Source organism: Frondihabitans sp. 762G35, from assembly GCF_002074055.1.
Lineage (GTDB): Bacteria > Actinomycetota > Actinomycetes > Actinomycetales > Microbacteriaceae > Frondihabitans.
Genome location: NZ_CP014619.1, coordinates 1,891,774 through 1,907,500, shown reverse-complemented (window position 1 = coordinate 1,907,500; position 15,727 = coordinate 1,891,774). Strand labels below are relative to the sequence as shown.

Sequence of the window (15,727 nt, the reverse complement as noted above, 5' to 3'; positions counted from 1 at the left end):
CGCCCACCATCGCCGAACTAGAATTGGCGCTGATGAGCACTCCCACTGGCGACACCACCCCGCCCCCCGTCGAGACCCTTCCCGACGAGGTGCCGGACGTCCGAGCCCTCTTCGAGGAGCAGGCCCTGCCGTTCATGGACCAGCTCTACGCGGCCGGCATGCGCATGACGCGCAACCCGGCCGACGCGGCCGACCTCGTGCAGGAGACCTACGTCAAGGCCTTCGCGGCCTTCGGCCAGTTCACGCAGGGCACCAACCTCAAGGCGTGGCTGTACCGCATCCTGACGAACACGTTCATCAACACGTATCGCAAGAAGCAGCGCGACCCCTACCAGGGCACCATCGACGACCTCGAGGACTGGCAGATGGGCGGCGCCACCTCCGCCACCCTGACGACGACGTCGCGCTCCGCCGAGGCCGAGGCGATCGACCACCTCCCCGACAGCGCCGTGAAGGACGCCCTCCAGCTCGTGCCGGAGGACTTCCGGATGGCCGTCTACTTCGCCGACGTCGAGGGATTCTCCTACCAGGAGATCGCCGACATCATGAAGACGCCCGTCGGCACCGTCATGAGCAGACTCCACCGGGGCCGCCGACTCCTCCGCGACCTCCTGGCCGACTACGCGCGCGATCGCGGCATCGCCGTGCCGGCCCCCGCAACGAAGGGCAGCAAGAAATGACCGACTGCGGCTGCGACAAAGCCAAGGCTGAGCTCGAAGAGTATCTCCGCAACGAGTTGGCGCGCGACGACGCCGCCGACATCCGCGAGCACATGGCCGGATGCACGGACTGCTCCAGCGAGCTGCACGTCAACGTCGTCATGACCGAGGCCGTCCAGCGGGCCTGCCGGGAGACGGCACCCGAGGTGCTGCGCCTGCAGGTCCTCGCGCGACTGCGCGATCTGCAGTCGTCGCACTGAGCCGGTCCGTCCTCGCGTGCGAGGGGGCCGGCTCCGCCTCGGCGTCACGCGTCCCGGGCGTGCGGTAGCGTCGACGCATGACCGCCACCGTGGAGTCGCTGGGCCAGGCGACCGCTCGTGACCTCGACGATCTCGTCGCCCTCATCCGACTGCTCGGCTACTCGATCGAGTCCGACGAGCTCGCGTCGCGCCTCGCGCGGCTGACGCGGGAGGCGGGCCACGAGACGTGGGTCGTTCGCGACGCGGACGGCAGGATCTCCGCCGTCGCCGGTGGCCATGTCACCTGGGCGTACAACTCCGATCAACCGACCGCGCAGCTCCTGCTGCTCGTCGTCCGGCCCGACGTGCGGCGCGACGGCCTCGGTTCGCTCGTCCTCGCGCACTTCGAACGCTGGGGGCGGTCGCACCGGGCGCTGCAGCTCAGCGCCGTGTCCGCTGCGGCGACCGACTCGGCGCACCGCTTCTATCAGAAGCGCGGGTACCACGACTCGGGAGTGCTCCGCTACACGAAGATCGCCTGACGCGGTCGCGCTCCGCCCCCGCGCGCCGTCGCGCTCGGGCGCGTCGCCGCGAGACTCCACGACACGCTGCTCACTTTCGGGAAAACGTGCCAAACGTGGAGTCTCGGAGGGCGGCGCCGCACGCCCCGCAACGTGACTCCACGACACGCTGCTCACTTTCGGGAAAACGTGCCAAACGTGGAGTCTCGGAGGGCGGCGCCGCACGCCCCGCAACGTGACTCCACGACACGCTGCTCACGTTCGGGGAAACGTGCCAAACGTGGAGTCCGGGGAACCGGCCCCGCACGCTCCGCAACGTGGCTCCACGACATGCTGCTCACGTTCGGGAGAACGTGCCAAATGTGGAGTCTCGGGGGCCGGCGCCGCACGCCCCGCGGCGTGACTCCACGACACGCCGCTCACGTTCGGGAGAACGTGCCAAACGTGGAGTCACGCCCGTGCGGAGAGCGAGCACGACGACACGAGAGCACGACGAGACGGGGCGCCCGACCGAAGTCGAACGCCCCGCACCGGTGCGACTAGAGGGTGAGCGCCCGATCGAGCAGGTCGGCGAGCTCGGCCGCGCTCCGCTTCGACGATCCGGCGGCAGGAGACGCGGACGCCGGCCGCGACACGACGCTCACGGAGCGCCCACCGAGGTGAGGCGCGAGCTCCAGGGCGATGAACGGCCAGGCGCCCTGGTTCTCCGGCTCCTCCTGCGCCCACACGATGTCGGCGCCGGAGTAGCGCGCCAGGATCTCGCGGATGCGCTCGAGAGGCAGCGGGTACAGCTGCTCGAGACGGATGAGAGCCACGTCGTTCTGGTCGACGCCGCGCTTCTCGAGCTCGGCCTGCAGGTCGTAGTGGATCTTGCCGGAGTGGAGGACGATCCGCTTCGTCTTCGAGGGATCGGACACCCGGGTGCAGTCGAGCACCTCCTCGAAACGGCCGCCCGTGAAGGCCTCGACGTCGCTTGTGGCACCGCGCAGCCGCAGCATGGCCTTCGGCGTGAAGACGATCAGCGGACGGCGGGGTCGCGCGTACGCCTGGCGGCGGAGCAGGTGGAAGTACGACGCCGGTGTCGAGGGCCGGGCGACCGTCATGTTGTTCTCGGCGCAGAGCTGGAGGTAGCGCTCGATACGAGCCGAGGAGTGGTCGGGACCCTGACCCTCGTAGCCGTGGGGGAGCAGGAGCACGACGCTGGAGCGCTGGCCCCACTTCTGCTCGGCACTCGAGATGAACTCGTCGACGATCGTCTGGGCGCCGTTCGCGAAGTCGCCGAACTGCGCCTCCCAGAGCACGAGGGCGTCGGCGCGCTCGACCGAGTAGCCGTACTCGAAGCCCATCGCCGCGAACTCGCTCAGCAGGGAGTCGTAGATCCAGAGCTTGGCCTGGCCGTCGGTGACGTTCTGGAGCGGGATCCACTCCTGGTCGTTCTCGCGGTCGTGGAGGACGGCGTGGCGCTGCACGAACGTGCCGCGGCGGCTGTCCTGGCCAGCGAGCCGGACGGGGGTGCCCTCCGTGAGGACGGTCCCGAGCGCGAGGAGCTCTCCGAAGGCCCAGTCGATCTGGCCCGAGCGGGTCATCTCGACGCGCTTCTTCAGGAGCTGCTGGAGCTTCGGGTGGACGGTGAAGCCGGCGGGCGGGTTGTCGAAGGAGTCGCCGATCGCGTGGATGAGGCTGAGGTCGACGCCCGTGTCGAAGACCTGGTTCGCTCCGTCGTCGTTCTGCTGCGCGACGGGACGCTCGAGGTCGGCCACGGCGTTGTCGTCGTCGGTGACCACCGGGATCGAGCCGGTCTGAGCCGCGTGCGTCTCGCCGAAGGCGCGCTCGAGGCGGTCCTGGAAGTCGCGGTGGGCGCCCTCGTACTCCTCCTGCGTGATGTCGCCGCGACCGACGAGGGCCTCGGTGTAGAGGGTCCGGACGCTTCGCTTGGCCTCGATCAGGCTGTACATGAGCGGCTGGGTCATCGACGGGTCGTCGCCCTCGTTGTGCCCGCGGCGGCGGTAGCAGATGAGGTCGACGACGACGTCGCGCTTGAACTCCTGCCGGTACGCGAAGGCCAGCTCGGCGACGCGGGCGACGGCCTCGGGGTCGTCGCCGTTCACGTGGAAGATCGGAGCCTGGATCGTCTTTGCGACGTCGGTCGAGTAGATCGACGAGCGCCCCTCGGAGGGCGAGGTCGTGAATCCGACCTGGTTGTTGATGACGACGTGGATCGTGCCGCCCACCCGGTAGCCGCGCAGCTGGGACATCTGCATCGTCTCGACGACGACGCCCTGGCCCGCCATGGCGGCATCGCCGTGGACGAGGATCGGCAGGACGGCGAAGCTCATCGGGGCTCCGCGGTCCTGCTTGGCGCGCACGATCCCCTCGAGGACGCCGTCGCCGGCCTCCAGGTGCGAGGGGTTGGCCGCGATGTAGACGGGGATCGTCTTGCCGGCGGCGGAGGTGAACTCGCCCTCGGTGCCGAGGTGGTACTTGACGTCTCCCGAGCCCTGGACGGTCCGGGGATCCTGCGTGCCCTCGAACTCGCGGAAGATCTGGCCGTACGTCTTGCCCGCGATGTTGGTGAGCACGTTGAGGCGACCGCGGTGGGCCATGCCGATCGCGACTTCCTGGAGGCCGGACGCCGCCGCCTCCTGGATGACGGTGTCGAGCAGGGCGATGGCGGACTCGCCGCCCTCGAGGCTGAACCGCTTCTGACCGACGTACTTCGTCTGGAGGAACGTCTCGAAGGCCTCGGCCTCGTTGAGCTTGCCCAGGATGCGCATCTGCTCGTCGTGGGTCGGCTTCGTGTAGGGGACCTCGATGTGCTCCTGCACCCAACGCCTCTGCGCGGGGTCCTGGATGTGCATGTACTCGATGCCGATGGTGCGGCAGTAGGAGTCGCGGAGCACGCCGAGGATGTCGCGCAGGAGCATGCTGGACCGGCCGCCGAAGCCGCCGGTGACGAACTCGCGGTCGAGATCCCAGAAGGTCAGCCCGTGGCGCTCGATCTCGAGGTCGGGGTGCGTGCGCTGGCGGTACTCGAGCGGGTCGATGTCGGCCATGAGGTGGCCGCGCACGCGGTAGCTGTTGATGAGCTCCTGCACGCGGGCCGTCTTGCCGACGCGCTCCGACAGGTTGACGTTGATGTCGGAGTTCCAGCGGATGGGCGCGTAGGGGATGCGGAGCGCGGCGAAGATGTCGTCGTAGAAGCCGCGACCGCCGATGAGCATCTCGTGCACGATCTTGAGGAACTCGCCCGACCCGGCCCCCTGGATCACCCGGTGGTCGTACGTCGAGGTCAGCGTGATGGTCTTGCCGATGCCGAGCTCGACGAGCGTCTTGGCGGAGGAGCCCTGGAACTCGGCGGGGTACTCGAGGGCACCCGCACCGATGATCGCCCCGGCGCCCTTCATGAGGCGCGGGACGCTGTGGACGGTCCCGATGCCGCCGGGGTTGGTGAGGGAGATCGTGTTGCCGGCGAAGTCGTCGGCGGTGAGCTTGTTGGCCCTGGCCTTCTTGACGATGTCTTCGTAAGCGGTGAGGAACTGCGCGAAGGTGAGGGTCTCGGCCTTCTTGATGCCGGGAACGAGGAGCGCACGGGTGCCGTCGGGCTTCGGGATGTCGATCGCGAGGCCGAGGTTGATGTGCGCGGGAGTCACGACGCTGGGCTTGCCGTCGACGACGTCGTAGAACACGTTCTGGCTGGGGAACTCCTTCAGCGCCTGGACGAGCGCCCAGCCGATGAGGTGGGTGAAGGAGATCTTGCCGCCGCGAGCCCGCTTGAGGTGGTTGTTGATGACGATGCGGTTGTCGATCATCAGCTTCGCCGGGACGGTCCGCACGCTGGTGGCCGTCGGCATGGTGAGGCTGGCGTCCATGTTGGTCGCGAGGCTCTTCGACATGCCGCGGAGGGGCTGGACGACGTTCTCGGCCTCGGCGACCGGCTGCTCGGCGTCGGGCTTCTTCTTGGCCGCGGGAGCGGTCGGCGCGTCGGCCGGGATCGGTTTCTCGCGCGGCTGGACGGAGGTGGTGCGCGCGGCGACGACGGGGCCGGAGGTGCTCGCGGGAGCCGCCTTGCCGGCGGGAGCCGGGGTGGCGGGAGCCGACGCGACGGGCGCGGCGGGGGAGGGGGCCGGAGAGACGGGGGCAGGAGAGACGGGGGCAGGAGTCGCGGCGTAGCCGGCACCGGAGACGCCGGGCTGGTCGGCGGGCGCGCCGGGCGAGGAGGGGACGGGGGCGGTCGCGGCGGGAGCCGGGGCTCCTGCGGTGCCCGCCCCACCGGCGTCGGACTGCCGGTAGGTCTCGAGGGTGGGCCACCACGACCGATCGACCGAGTTCTTGTCGACGAGGTACTGCTCGTACAGCTCGTCGACGAGCCACTCGTTCGCGCCGAATTCGGCGGCAGCGCCCTCGTCGGTTGTTCCGGTCACGTGGCTTGACACAGCCGATCGCCCACTCTCCGTTGATTGTTGATCAGAGGCGAGCCGTCCGCTGCTCGCCAGGTGTCAAGACTAATCGCTTCGTCTGGCGCGGGTAGCGGCCATCCACAGGCGCGGCACGGATTCGTCCCCCTCGTTCCCGGCGTCGCGAAGGAATAGGTTGATCCGCATGAGGTACTACGAGACGACCCCGACGCACGACCTGACCTACTCCGACGTCTTCCTCGTCCCGAGCCGATCCTCCGTGGCGAGCCGGCTCGACGTGTCGCTCGCGCCCAACGACGGGACGGGCGCGACGATCCCGCTCGTCTCGGCCAACATGAACTCCGTCACGGGCCCGCGTCTCGCCGCCACCCTCGCTCGTCGCGGCGGCCTCGGGGTGCTTCCCCAGGACATGCACCTGCAGGATCTCGACGGCGCGATCCGCTGGGTGAAGGCGCAGCCGGTCGGCTTCGACACGCCCTACGCGATGGCGCCGCACGACACCGTCGCCGACGCGCTCGCGAAGCTCCCGCCGGTCGACGGCCAGGGCATAGTGCTGCACGACTCCGACGGCTCCTACGCGGGGTGCATCGCGGCCTCGCGACTCGCCACGGCCCCGCGCGACGCGCTGCTCGGCGACCTCGTCCACGGCGCGCTCACCTCGATCGACGCCGACGACATCGACGGTCCGCGCGCGGCCTTCGACCTCCTCGTGGCCGCGGACATCGACTTCGCGCCCGTCCTCCACAACGGACACGTGATCGGCACGCTCAGCAGGAAGAGCGCCCTCCGCTCGACCCTCTACCGGCCCGCCGTCGACGCCGGAGGGAGGCTGCGGGTGGCCGCCGCCGTCGGGATCAACGGCGACGTCGCGGTCAAGGCCAGGGCGCTCGCGGCGGCGGGGGTCGACGTGCTCGTCCTCGACACCGCGCACGGGCACCAGGAGTCGATGCTCCGCGCCATCGCGGAGGTGGCGGCGCTCGGGCTGGGCCTGCCGATCGTGGCCGGCAACGTCGTGACGGCCGAGTCCGTCCGTCACCTCGTGAGCGCGGGCGCCGACATCGTGAAGGTCGGCGTCGGCCCCGGCGCCATGTGCACCACGCGCATGATGACCGCCGTCGGACGCCCGCAATTCTCCGCCGTGCTCGAGGCCAGCGAGACGGCCCGTGCCCTCGGCGCCCACGTCTGGGCCGACGGAGGGGTCCGCTACCCGCGCGACGTCGCCCTCGCCCTGGCGGCGGGGGCCGCCTCGGTCATGATCGGCTCGTGGTTCGCGGGCACCATCGAGGCGCCGGGGGAGCTGGACGCGGACGAGTCCGGAAGGGTGTTCAAGGAGAGCTGGGGCATGGCCTCGACGAAGGCGGTGCAGAGCCGCTTCGAACGCCTCGACCCCTACGAGCTGGCCCGCAAGACGCTGTTCGCGGAGGGCATCTCGTCGTCGCGCATCTACCTCGATCCCCAGCGGCCCTCGGTCGAGGATCTCCTCGACATGATCACCTCCGGCGTCCGCAGCTCCTTCACCTACGCCGGGGCACGGACCCGCGAGGAGTTCGCCGAGCGCGCGCTCGTGGGCATCCAGTCCGCGGCGGGCTACGAGGAGGGCAAAGCGCTCCCCGTCTCCTGGTGACGACTCCTCCTGCGTGGTCGCTGAGAGGCGCAGGATGCCCGGGGTCGACCCGGTTAGGGTCGGCTAAGATCGACGGATTATGGATGACCCTCCGTCTCGTACGTCAGAGCCCTCTTGTCAACACACCGCGGCGTCGCCGACCACGACGCCCCTCGACTCGTCCGAGGACGGCTCCTCCGCCCTCGACGGACCCTCGCACCATAGGCCCGCCGAGCGGGAGGCCTCGTCGTGAACGAATGGATCCTGCTCGGTCTCGGCCTCGTCCTGACCATCGGGACGGGCCTCTTCGTGGCCAGCGAGTTCTCGCTCGTCAACCTCGATCGCGCCGACCTGGAGGCGCGCCAGAACCGGGGTGAGAAGCGCCTCGGCACCACCATCGGCGCCCTCAAGGTCACGTCGACCCACCTCTCGAGCGCGCAGCTGGGGATCACGCTCACCACGCTTCTCACCGGGTACACGATGGAGCCGGCGATCTCGACCCTGATCGAGGATCCCTTCCGCTCGGCCGGCGTCTCGCTCGTGGTCGTCGACGTCGTCGCACCGATCGTGTCGATCGTCTTCGCGACGCTCCTGTCGATGATCATCGGCGAACTCGTCCCCAAGAACTTCGCGCTGGCGCTCCCGCTGGCGACCGCGAAGCTCGTCATGCCCTTCCAGGTCGGGTTCACGCGGGTCTTCCGCCCGGCCGTCGCCCTCCTCAACGGCACGGCGAACGTCGTGCTCCGTTCCATCGGCATCGAGCCGAAGGAGGAGCTCTCCGGCGCCCGCACGGCGGAGGAGCTCTCGAGCCTCGTCCGCCGCTCGGCGTTCGAGGGCAGCCTCGACCTCGACACGGCGACGCTCCTCGCGCGCACGCTCGTGTTCAGCGACCACACGGCGTCCGACGTGATGACCCCGCGTCCGCGCGTCACGAGCGTCTCGCGCACCGACTCCGCGGAGACGGTGCTCGAGCGCGCCCGCCGCACGGGCTACTCGCGCTTCCCCGTGACCGACGACGACATCGACGACATCGTGGGCCTCGTCCACGTCAAGCAGGCCGTCTCGGTGCCGCGCGAGAAGCGGAGAGACGTCCCGGTGTCGGCCCTCCAGACGGAGGCGATCCGGGTGCCGGAGACGATGAAGCTCGACAACCTCCTGAGCGAGGTGCGCGGCAAGGGCTACCAGATGGCCGTCGTCGTCGACGAGTACGGCGGGACCGCCGGAGTCGTCACCCTCGAAGACCTCATCGAGGAGCTCGTGGGCGAGGTGTCCGACGAGCACGACCGGAGCCGCGTCGACGTGGTGCGCTCCCGAGACTGGCTGACCTTCCCCGGCCTCCTGCGCCCCGACGAGCTCCTCGAGCGCGCCGGGGTCCGGGTTCCCGACGAGGGCCCCTACGAGACGGTGGGCGGCTGGCTCATGAGCGAGCTGGGCCACCTCCCGCGGATCGGCGACGTCGTCGAGGCCGCCGAGGGAGCGTTCCGCGTCGAGCGGCTGGAGGGCCGGAGGATCGACCGGATCCGGTACACGCCGACCGTCGACGAGACGCGGGCCGAGGCTCCTGCGGTCCCGACCACGCAGGAGGCGGGCCGATGAGCGACTGGTGGGGAATCGTCTGGCTGGTCGTGCTCCTGATCGGCAACGCCTTCTTCGTCGGCGCGGAGTTCGCCGTCATCTCGGCCCGACGGTCGTCGATCGAGCCGAAGGCGGAGGCGGGCAACCGCGCCGCCAAGACGACCCTCTACGCGATGGAGCACGCGACGCTCATGCTGGCGACGAGCCAGCTCGGCATCACGGTCTGCTCGCTGCTGATCCTGAACGTCTCCGAACCCTCGATCCACCATCTCCTCGCGGGCCCCCTGGGCCTCACGGGCTGGACCACCGAGGTGATCGACACGGTCGGTTTCGTCATCACGCTGCTGCTGGTGTCGTTCCTCCACGTCGTGTTCGGCGAGATGGTGCCGAAGAACCTCTCGTTCTCGGTGCCGGATCGGGCGGCGCTGCTGCTGGCCCCGCCCCTGGTGTTCGTCGCTCGCGTGTTCCGCGTCGTCATCGTCACGCTCAACTGGCTGACCAACCTCGTGCTCAAGGCCTTCCGGGTGGAGCCGAAGTCGGAGGCGACGAGCGCCTTCACGGTCGAGGAGGTGCAGACGATCGTGGCGCAGTCCCAGCGCGAGGGCGTTCTGATGGACACGACGGGCACCCTCCGAGCGGCGTTCGAGTTCACCGAGAAGCGCGTGCTCGACATCGCCGTGACGATGGACGGTCTCGTGACGCTGTCGGAGGCCGCGACGCCGGCGGAGGTCGAACGGGCGGTCGCCCAGCGCGGCTTCTCCCGGTACGTCCTCGTCGACGACCGGGGCGAACCGACGGGGTACCTCCACCTGAAGGACGTCCTCGACATCGACGCGGACGAGTTCTTCGACCCGGTGCCGCCGAAGCGGATCCGCCAGCTCATCTCGATCTACGAGGGCACCGAGCTGGAGGACGCCCTCGCCACCATGCGACGGGCCGGGATCCACGTGGCCCGCTCGTTCGACGCGGACGGCACCACGCGAGGCGTGCTCTTCCTGGAGGACATCATCGAGGAGCTCGTCGGCGAGGTGCAGGACGCCACGACCCGGCGGCCGTGACGACGCTGACACCGTGACGACGCTGACACCGTGACGACGCTGGCACCGTGACGACGCGCAGGATGCCCGGGGCCGACCTCGCCCCGGGCATCCTGCGTCTCACCGTCCGGCGTCGCCGCCGCCCGGCCGACGGTCGTCAGGCGTGGAACGGCGCCCGGTGGTACTGCTGCGGGAAGTAGTCGAGCTCGACGCCCAGCTCGAACGCCGCACGGAGGGCGAAGTGCGGGTCGCGGAGGAACTCGCGGCCGACGAACACGACGTCCGACCGACCGGACGAGACGATCTCCTCGGCCTGCTGGGCGCCGACGATGAGGCCGACGGCCCCGGTCTCGACGTCGCCCTCGCGACGGACGGACTCGGCGAGCGGCACCTGGTAGCCGAGGCCGACGGGGATCTTCGCCGCGGCGTTGCCCCCGGAGGAGATGTCGAAGAGGTCGGCACCGGCCTCCTTCGCCCAGCTCGCGACCCGGGCGGTGTCGTGCTCGTCCCAGGCGCCCTCGAGCCAGTCGGTGGCGGAGAAGCGGACGAGGATCGGGAAGTCCTCGCCGAGCGTGGCGCGGATGCCCTTCACGATCTCGAGGACGGGCCGGGCGCGGTTCTCGAGGGAGCCGCCGTACTCGTCGGTGCGCTCGTTGCTGAGCGGCGACAGGAACTGGTGCAGGAGGTACCCGTGGGCGGCGTGCAACTCGACGAAGTCGAAGCCGGCGTCGCGCGAGCGGACGGCCGCTGCGACGAAGGCGTCGATGACGGCGCGGACCTCGTCGGCCGAGAGGGCGCGCGGGACGTCGTAGCCGTCGAAGGCGACGGCGGAGGGGCCCACGGTCGGCCAGCCGTGGTGGGCCTCGTCGAGGGTGCCGACCTGCTCCTCCCAGGTGCGCGGGGTCGACGCCTTGCGGCCCGCGTGGGCGAGCTGGACGCCGATCTTCGCGCCCTGCGAGTGGACGAAGTCGACGATGGGGCGGAACGCGTCGCGCTGGGCGTCGTTCCAGATGCCGAGGTCCTGGGGGGAGATGCGGCCCTCCGGCACGACGGCCGCGGCCTCGGTGACGATGGCGCCGGCGCCCCCGCGGGCGAAGGAACCGAGGTGGACGAGGTGCCACGCGGTGGGCACGCCGTCGCGCTTCTCGGCGGAGTACTGGCACATGGCCGGCACCCAGAGCCGGTTGCGGAACGTCACTCCGCGGAGGGTGATGGGGGAGAAGAGCTGCGAGGTCACGAGGAGGTGAACCGCCTTCCTGTCGAGGGATCGGGCATGGGACCTCTCGACCCAACACCCGGCTCCCGAGATCATTCCGAGGTGCGCCCCGCGTCGGCGGGCCTATCGTGAGGGCATGACCGACTACGCCGCCTGGACGCCCCGCGACGCGGCGGCGTGGATCGCCGTCCCGCGGGACGACGACGACAAGTACTCCCGCGGCGTGCTGGGGGTCGTCACCGGCTCCGACCAGTACCCGGGAGCCGCCGTGCTCGGCGTCGAGGCGGCCCTCCACACGGGCGTCGGCATGCTCCGCTACCTCGGGCCGGAGCGGGCGGCGTCGTTCGTCCTGCAGCGACGTCCGGAGGCCGTGACCAGCCCGGGGCGCGTGCAGGCGTATCTCCTCGGCTCCGGCATCGACCCGGACACCCTCGACGGCGTGACGACGGAGCGCTTCCGGCAGGCGGCCGCGTCGGGAGTCCCGCTCGTGCTCGACGCCGGCGCCCTCTCCCTCCGCGACCGGACCGATGCCCCCGTCGTCGTCACCCCGCACTTCCGCGAGCTCGCGAAGGCCACCGGTCGGACGGTCGACGACATCGCCGCCGATCCTGCGGCGGCCGCGATCGAGGCGGCGGAGACCTGGGGCGCCACCGTCCTGCTCAAGGGCCACAGCACCTACGTCGCCTCGCCGAACGGCGTCCGACTCGTCGCCGCCAGCGCGCCCTCGTGGCTGGCCACGGCCGGGGCCGGAGACGCCCTCGGCGGCATCCTCGGAGCACTCGTCGCGACGCACGCCGACGCGATCGACGCCGACGAGGGCGCTCTGGCGCGACTCGCGGCCACCGCGGCCGTCGTCCACGGCCTGGCGGCGTCCCGGGCGAGCGGCGGGGGACCCCTCACCGTGCTCGGCCTCGTCGACCGCGTCCCCGCGACGATCGCGGCCCTCCTCGCCGACGCCTGAGGATCCGCCCGCCGGATCCACCCGCCGGGCCGGTCGCCCGGAGGGGCCCGGTACCCTGGCAGTCATGTCCGAGATCCGCGTCGCGCCGACCACCGCGGCCCCGACGACCGCGGCCGGGCGACGCGGCTCCTGGCTGCCGACCGCCTCTCTCTGGCTGGCCTTCGTCGTCGTGCACGCGGGGCTCTCGACCGCCGCCCTGGTGGGTGCGCACACGCCCCTCAACGACGTGACGACGGTCTACCACGACTGGATGCTCGAGGGCGTCCGCGGCGAGGGCTGGGTCGGCATCGACCGCGTCTGGGTCTACCCGACGCTCGCGCTCGTGCCGATGCTCGCGTCGGCCGCCCTCGGTTTCGCCGCGTACACGCAGACCTGGCTCGTCCTCGTCGCGATCCTCGACGCCGTCGCGTTCGCGGTGCTCACCCGCTTCGGCACGCGGCGCAGGAGCCTCGGCGCCTGGTGGCTCGTCTTCCTCCTGCTCCTCGGGCCGATCGCGGTGGGGCGCATCGACACGATCACCGTGCCGGTGGCGCTGGTCGGGCTGCTCTGGGTCTCCCGGAGACCCCTCGTGGCGGGCATCCTGCTCGGGATCGCCACCTGGATCAAGGTCTGGCCGGTCGCCCTCGTGGTCGCCGCGGTGGTGGCGTCGAAGCGCAGGATGCCCGTGGTCGGAGGCTTCGCCGCCCTCGGCCTCCTCGTCGTGGTCGGCGTCCTCGCCCTCGGCGGCACGGCCACGGGGCTCCTCGGCTTCGTCACGCAGCAGACCGGGCGCGGGCTCCAGATCGAGGCGCCGGTCGCGACCTGGTGGCTCTGGCTGGAGGCGCTCCGCGTGCCCGGGGCTGCGACCGTGTGGAACCCCGAGCTCCTGACGTTCCAGATCAGAGGGCCAGGGGCCGAGGCGGCGTCGACCGCGATGACGCCCGTGATGGCCGTCGTGATGGCGGGCCTCCTGCTCCTGGGGGTCCGCGCGGTGCGTCGGGGAGCGGCGCCCGACGCGCTCCTGGCGCCGCTCGCCCTCGCCCTCACCACCGCGTTCATCGTCACGAACAAGGTCGGCTCGCCGCAGTACGAGACCTGGCTGGCGGTCCCCGTCCTCGTGGGGCTCGTCGCAGCCCGTCGCGGTTCGCCGTCGTTCACGCCGTTCGCCGGTGTCACCCTCGCCATCGCGGTGCTGACGCAGGTCGTGTACCCGTGGGGCTACGACCCGCTCCTTCTGGCCGAGCCGTGGATCGTCGGGGTCATCACCGTGCGGAACACGCTGCTCGTGGTGCTCCTCGTCCTGGCGGCGCGTCGGGTGTGGCGCGTCGGCCGGGCCGGCGCCGGGTTCGTCGCACCCGCCGTGCCCGCCTCGGAAGCCGACGCGAACCGACCGCCCGGTGCGAGGATGGACGCATGATCGTCGCCTTCAGCGTGTCGCCCAGCGGTTCCGCCCACGACGGAGGGCCGTCGGCCGGGAGCGAACCGGACTCCGTCCACACCGCCGTCGCCGCCGCCGTGAAGGTGGTCCGCGACTCCGGCCTGCCCAACCGCACCTCGTCGATGTTCACCGAGATCGAGGGGGAGTGGGACGAGGTGTTCGCGGTCGTGAAGAAGGCGACCGAAGCCGTCGCGCCCTTCGGGAGCCGGGTCTCGCTCGTGCTCAAGGCCGACATCCGCCCCGGGCGCACGGGCGAGCTCGACGGCAAGGTGGAGCGACTCGAGCGGGCGCTCGACGAGGCCTAGCGGGCGAGAGCCGCTCGCGCGATAGGGTCGACGGCGTGCCAGCCGCCCCGACGACCGTTCCCGACGTGCTCGACACGTCGGTCACGGCCCGTCGACGGAGGCCGCGCGGCCTGGTCGGCATCGCCGTCCTCGCGGTGCTCGTCACGTGGGGTCTCTACCAGTGCTACTGGAACCTCACCGGAGCGAACGCGGCATCCGACGAGTCGCTCTACGTCGGTGTCGGCTGGCAGTACGTCCACGGCGACCTGAGCCAGAACCTCGAGCACCCGCCCCTCGTCAAGTACCTCCTCGGCGGCGTCCAGCTCCTCCTCCACGAGGGGAAGGGTGCGGCGCGGCTCCTCACGACGAGCTTCGTCTTCGCGGTCGGCTGGGTGCTGTTCGCCTGGTTCCGGAAGGAGCTCGGATTCGCGTGGGCCGTCGTCGTCGCGGCGCTCTGGTGGCTCCTGCCGCGCGCTCTCGAGCCGTCGGGCATCCGGCTCGATCGCTTCGCCCTCCTCGAGCCCTACATGGCCGGCTTCGCCGTCGTGTCGCTCGCCGTCGGGTGGTGGTGGTTCACGTCCGGGCGCTGGTGGGCCGCGCCGCTGGCGGGCGTGCTGATGGCGTTCTCCGTCACGTCGAAGATCTCGACGGCGATCCTCGTGCTCACGTTCGCGGGTCTCGTCGTTGCCGCGGGGCGTCGCGACGGCCTCCGGAAGGTCCTTCTCCCGCTCGTGCTCTACGGCGTCGGCTTCGCGGTGACGTTCGTCGTGGTCTACCTGCCGGTCGGCGTCGTCACGGCGATCGAGTACATGCTGAGGTTCCAGGCGGTCCAGAAGGAACAGGGACACGCGGTCCTCCTGAACGGTCGGCTCGTGGCGCACCCGCCCTGGTGGGCCAACCTGTACTTCACCGAGCAGGCGCTCGGCCCGTGGCTCCTGACGGCCCTCGTGGTCGCGGCCGTCTTCGCGTTCCTGCCCCGCCCGAGCGGGCTCGCCGTCTACCTGGGTGCGACCACGGTGCTCCTCGTCGCCTTCTACTCGGTCGTGGTGTCGAACGCGCTCGCGCAGTACTGCTACGTCTGGATGTGGTCGCTGATCGCCCTCGCGACGATCGGTCTCCGGAACCTCTGGCTGATGGCGTCGCCGTTCGTCCGCCGTCGGCGGCGGGACGGGGCACGTCCGTGGATCCTGCCGCGCGCCCTCGTCGCCGCCGTCCTCGCGGTCGCCGTCGTGAACGCCGTCACCACCTCGGTCGCGATCGCGGCGGAGCGCCCCACCGGCTTCGCCCGCGTGCGCGGGGTCCTGCAGGAGCACGGCCAGACCGTGCCCGGGGTCCTGGCCGTCGGCTACCTGCCGTGGCAGTGGCGCCCGTACCTCCGCCCGCAGGCGACCAGTCCGCTTGTCACCGCGTCCGGAGCGCCCCTCCTCTACGGTGCGCCCTACGGCGCCATCGCCTACCGGGCGACCGACCGCGCCTCCGACGTCGGCGTCGCCCGGTTCCTCCGGGCCAACGCGTCGCGGTTCGACCACATCCGTCTGGACGACGTCGACCTCTACCTGCCGAAGCAGGGATACATCGCGCTCCGGGGGCAGGAACTCGTCCTGACGAAGTGACGAGCGGGGTCGAGCCCTAGACTCGTCTCGGGCGTTCGTTCACGATCACGGCAGCTTGTCTCCGTGCGGCCCCGTCGGCCTCCGGGTCAGCCCTGGTCGGCCCCTGGGTCGGCCCCGGTCGGCCGTCGGTCGCTCCGATCGCGTCACCGCTCCAGTCCCCGCTCGATGGCGAGCCCCCGCTTCCGTC

At 71.0% G+C, this 15,727-nt stretch carries 12 protein-coding genes; 10 read left to right on the top strand and 2 right to left on the bottom strand.

Features of this window, described 5'->3' with window-relative positions; all coding sequences use genetic code 11:
• Positions 1 to 32 precede the first annotated feature (32 nt).
• From AS850_RS09125 to AS850_RS09115, 3 genes are all read left to right on the top strand, one after another.
• Complete coding sequence (locus AS850_RS09125; RefSeq protein ID WP_119868833.1) at positions 33 to 680, top strand: sigma-70 family RNA polymerase sigma factor; 648 nt, start codon at positions 33 to 35, stop codon at positions 678 to 680.
• A complete protein-coding gene (locus AS850_RS09120) occupies positions 677 to 919 on the top strand; it encodes a zf-HC2 domain-containing protein (protein WP_119868832.1) in 243 nt (80 codons plus the stop codon). Before AS850_RS09125 ends, AS850_RS09120 begins: the two co-directional genes overlap by 4 nt.
• A 77-nt stretch (positions 920 to 996) precedes the next feature.
• Entirely contained in the window at positions 997 to 1,440 is a 444-nt protein-coding gene (locus AS850_RS09115; RefSeq protein ID WP_119868831.1) for a GNAT family N-acetyltransferase, read from the top strand.
• Positions 1,441 to 1,958: 518 nt separating this feature from the next.
• Here AS850_RS09115 and AS850_RS09110 read toward each other — a convergent pair.
• Complete coding sequence (locus AS850_RS09110) at positions 1,959 to 5,840, bottom strand: multifunctional oxoglutarate decarboxylase/oxoglutarate dehydrogenase thiamine pyrophosphate-binding subunit/dihydrolipoyllysine-residue succinyltransferase subunit (protein ID WP_442856883.1); 3,882 nt, start codon at positions 5,838 to 5,840, stop codon at positions 1,959 to 1,961.
• Positions 5,841 to 6,018: 178 nt separating this feature from the next.
• Between AS850_RS09110 and AS850_RS09105 the strand changes: the two genes are divergently transcribed.
• From AS850_RS09105 to AS850_RS09095, 3 genes are all read left to right on the top strand, one after another.
• A complete protein-coding gene (locus tag AS850_RS09105) occupies positions 6,019 to 7,458 on the top strand; it encodes a GuaB1 family IMP dehydrogenase-related protein (RefSeq protein WP_119868829.1) in 1,440 nt (479 codons plus the stop codon).
• 228 nt (positions 7,459 to 7,686) lie between these two features.
• Entirely contained in the window at positions 7,687 to 9,033 is a 1,347-nt protein-coding gene (locus AS850_RS09100) for a hemolysin family protein (RefSeq protein WP_119868828.1), read from the top strand.
• Complete coding sequence (locus tag AS850_RS09095) at positions 9,030 to 10,070, top strand: hemolysin family protein (protein WP_119868827.1); 1,041 nt, start codon at positions 9,030 to 9,032, stop codon at positions 10,068 to 10,070. Before AS850_RS09100 ends, AS850_RS09095 begins: the two co-directional genes overlap by 4 nt.
• Positions 10,071 to 10,206: 136 nt before the next feature.
• Here AS850_RS09095 and AS850_RS09090 read toward each other — a convergent pair whose 3' ends face one another.
• Positions 10,207 to 11,286 (bottom strand): NADH:flavin oxidoreductase/NADH oxidase, encoded by a 1,080-nt coding sequence (locus AS850_RS09090; protein WP_236940664.1) that lies wholly within the window; start codon positions 11,284 to 11,286, stop codon positions 10,207 to 10,209.
• Between the two features lie 115 nt (positions 11,287 to 11,401).
• Here AS850_RS09090 and AS850_RS09085 point away from each other — a divergent pair, with 115 nt between their 5' ends.
• The 4 genes from AS850_RS09085 to AS850_RS09070 all read left to right on the top strand — a co-directional run bounded on the left by AS850_RS09085 (position 11,402) and on the right by AS850_RS09070 (position 15,540).
• Positions 11,402 to 12,226 (top strand): ADP-dependent NAD(P)H-hydrate dehydratase, encoded by an 825-nt coding sequence (locus AS850_RS09085; RefSeq protein WP_119868825.1) that lies wholly within the window; start codon positions 11,402 to 11,404, stop codon positions 12,224 to 12,226.
• A 64-nt stretch (positions 12,227 to 12,290) separates the two neighbouring features.
• Positions 12,291 to 13,622 (top strand): glycosyltransferase 87 family protein, encoded by a 1,332-nt coding sequence (locus AS850_RS09080; protein WP_119868824.1) that lies wholly within the window; start codon positions 12,291 to 12,293, stop codon positions 13,620 to 13,622.
• Positions 13,619 to 13,948, top strand: a complete 330-nt coding sequence (locus AS850_RS09075) for a thiamine-binding protein (RefSeq protein ID WP_119868823.1) — start codon at positions 13,619 to 13,621, stop codon at positions 13,946 to 13,948. Before AS850_RS09080 ends, AS850_RS09075 begins: the two co-directional genes overlap by 4 nt.
• A 35-nt stretch (positions 13,949 to 13,983) precedes the next feature.
• Positions 13,984 to 15,540 (top strand): hypothetical protein, encoded by a 1,557-nt coding sequence (locus AS850_RS09070; RefSeq protein WP_123955480.1) that lies wholly within the window; start codon positions 13,984 to 13,986, stop codon positions 15,538 to 15,540.
• Positions 15,541 to 15,727: the final 187 nt, after the last annotated feature.

What these genes read in the sequence shown, in the direction of transcription:
- AS850_RS09125 (WP_119868833.1), top strand. Translation starts at nt 33, where the DNA reads ATGAGCACTCCCACTGGCGACACCACCCCGCCCCCCGTCGAGACCCTT.
- AS850_RS09080 (WP_119868824.1), top strand. Translation starts at nt 12,291, where the DNA reads ATGTCCGAGATCCGCGTCGCGCCGACCACCGCGGCCCCGACGACCGCG.
- AS850_RS09095 (WP_119868827.1), top strand. Translation starts at nt 9,030, where the DNA reads ATGAGCGACTGGTGGGGAATCGTCTGGCTGGTCGTGCTCCTGATCGGC.
- AS850_RS09115 (WP_119868831.1), top strand. Translation starts at nt 997, where the DNA reads ATGACCGCCACCGTGGAGTCGCTGGGCCAGGCGACCGCTCGTGACCTC.
- AS850_RS09120 (WP_119868832.1), top strand. Translation starts at nt 677, where the DNA reads ATGACCGACTGCGGCTGCGACAAAGCCAAGGCTGAGCTCGAAGAGTAT.
- AS850_RS09075 (WP_119868823.1), top strand. Translation starts at nt 13,619, where the DNA reads ATGATCGTCGCCTTCAGCGTGTCGCCCAGCGGTTCCGCCCACGACGGA.
- AS850_RS09105 (WP_119868829.1), top strand. Translation starts at nt 6,019, where the DNA reads ATGAGGTACTACGAGACGACCCCGACGCACGACCTGACCTACTCCGAC.
- AS850_RS09085 (WP_119868825.1), top strand. Translation starts at nt 11,402, where the DNA reads ATGACCGACTACGCCGCCTGGACGCCCCGCGACGCGGCGGCGTGGATC.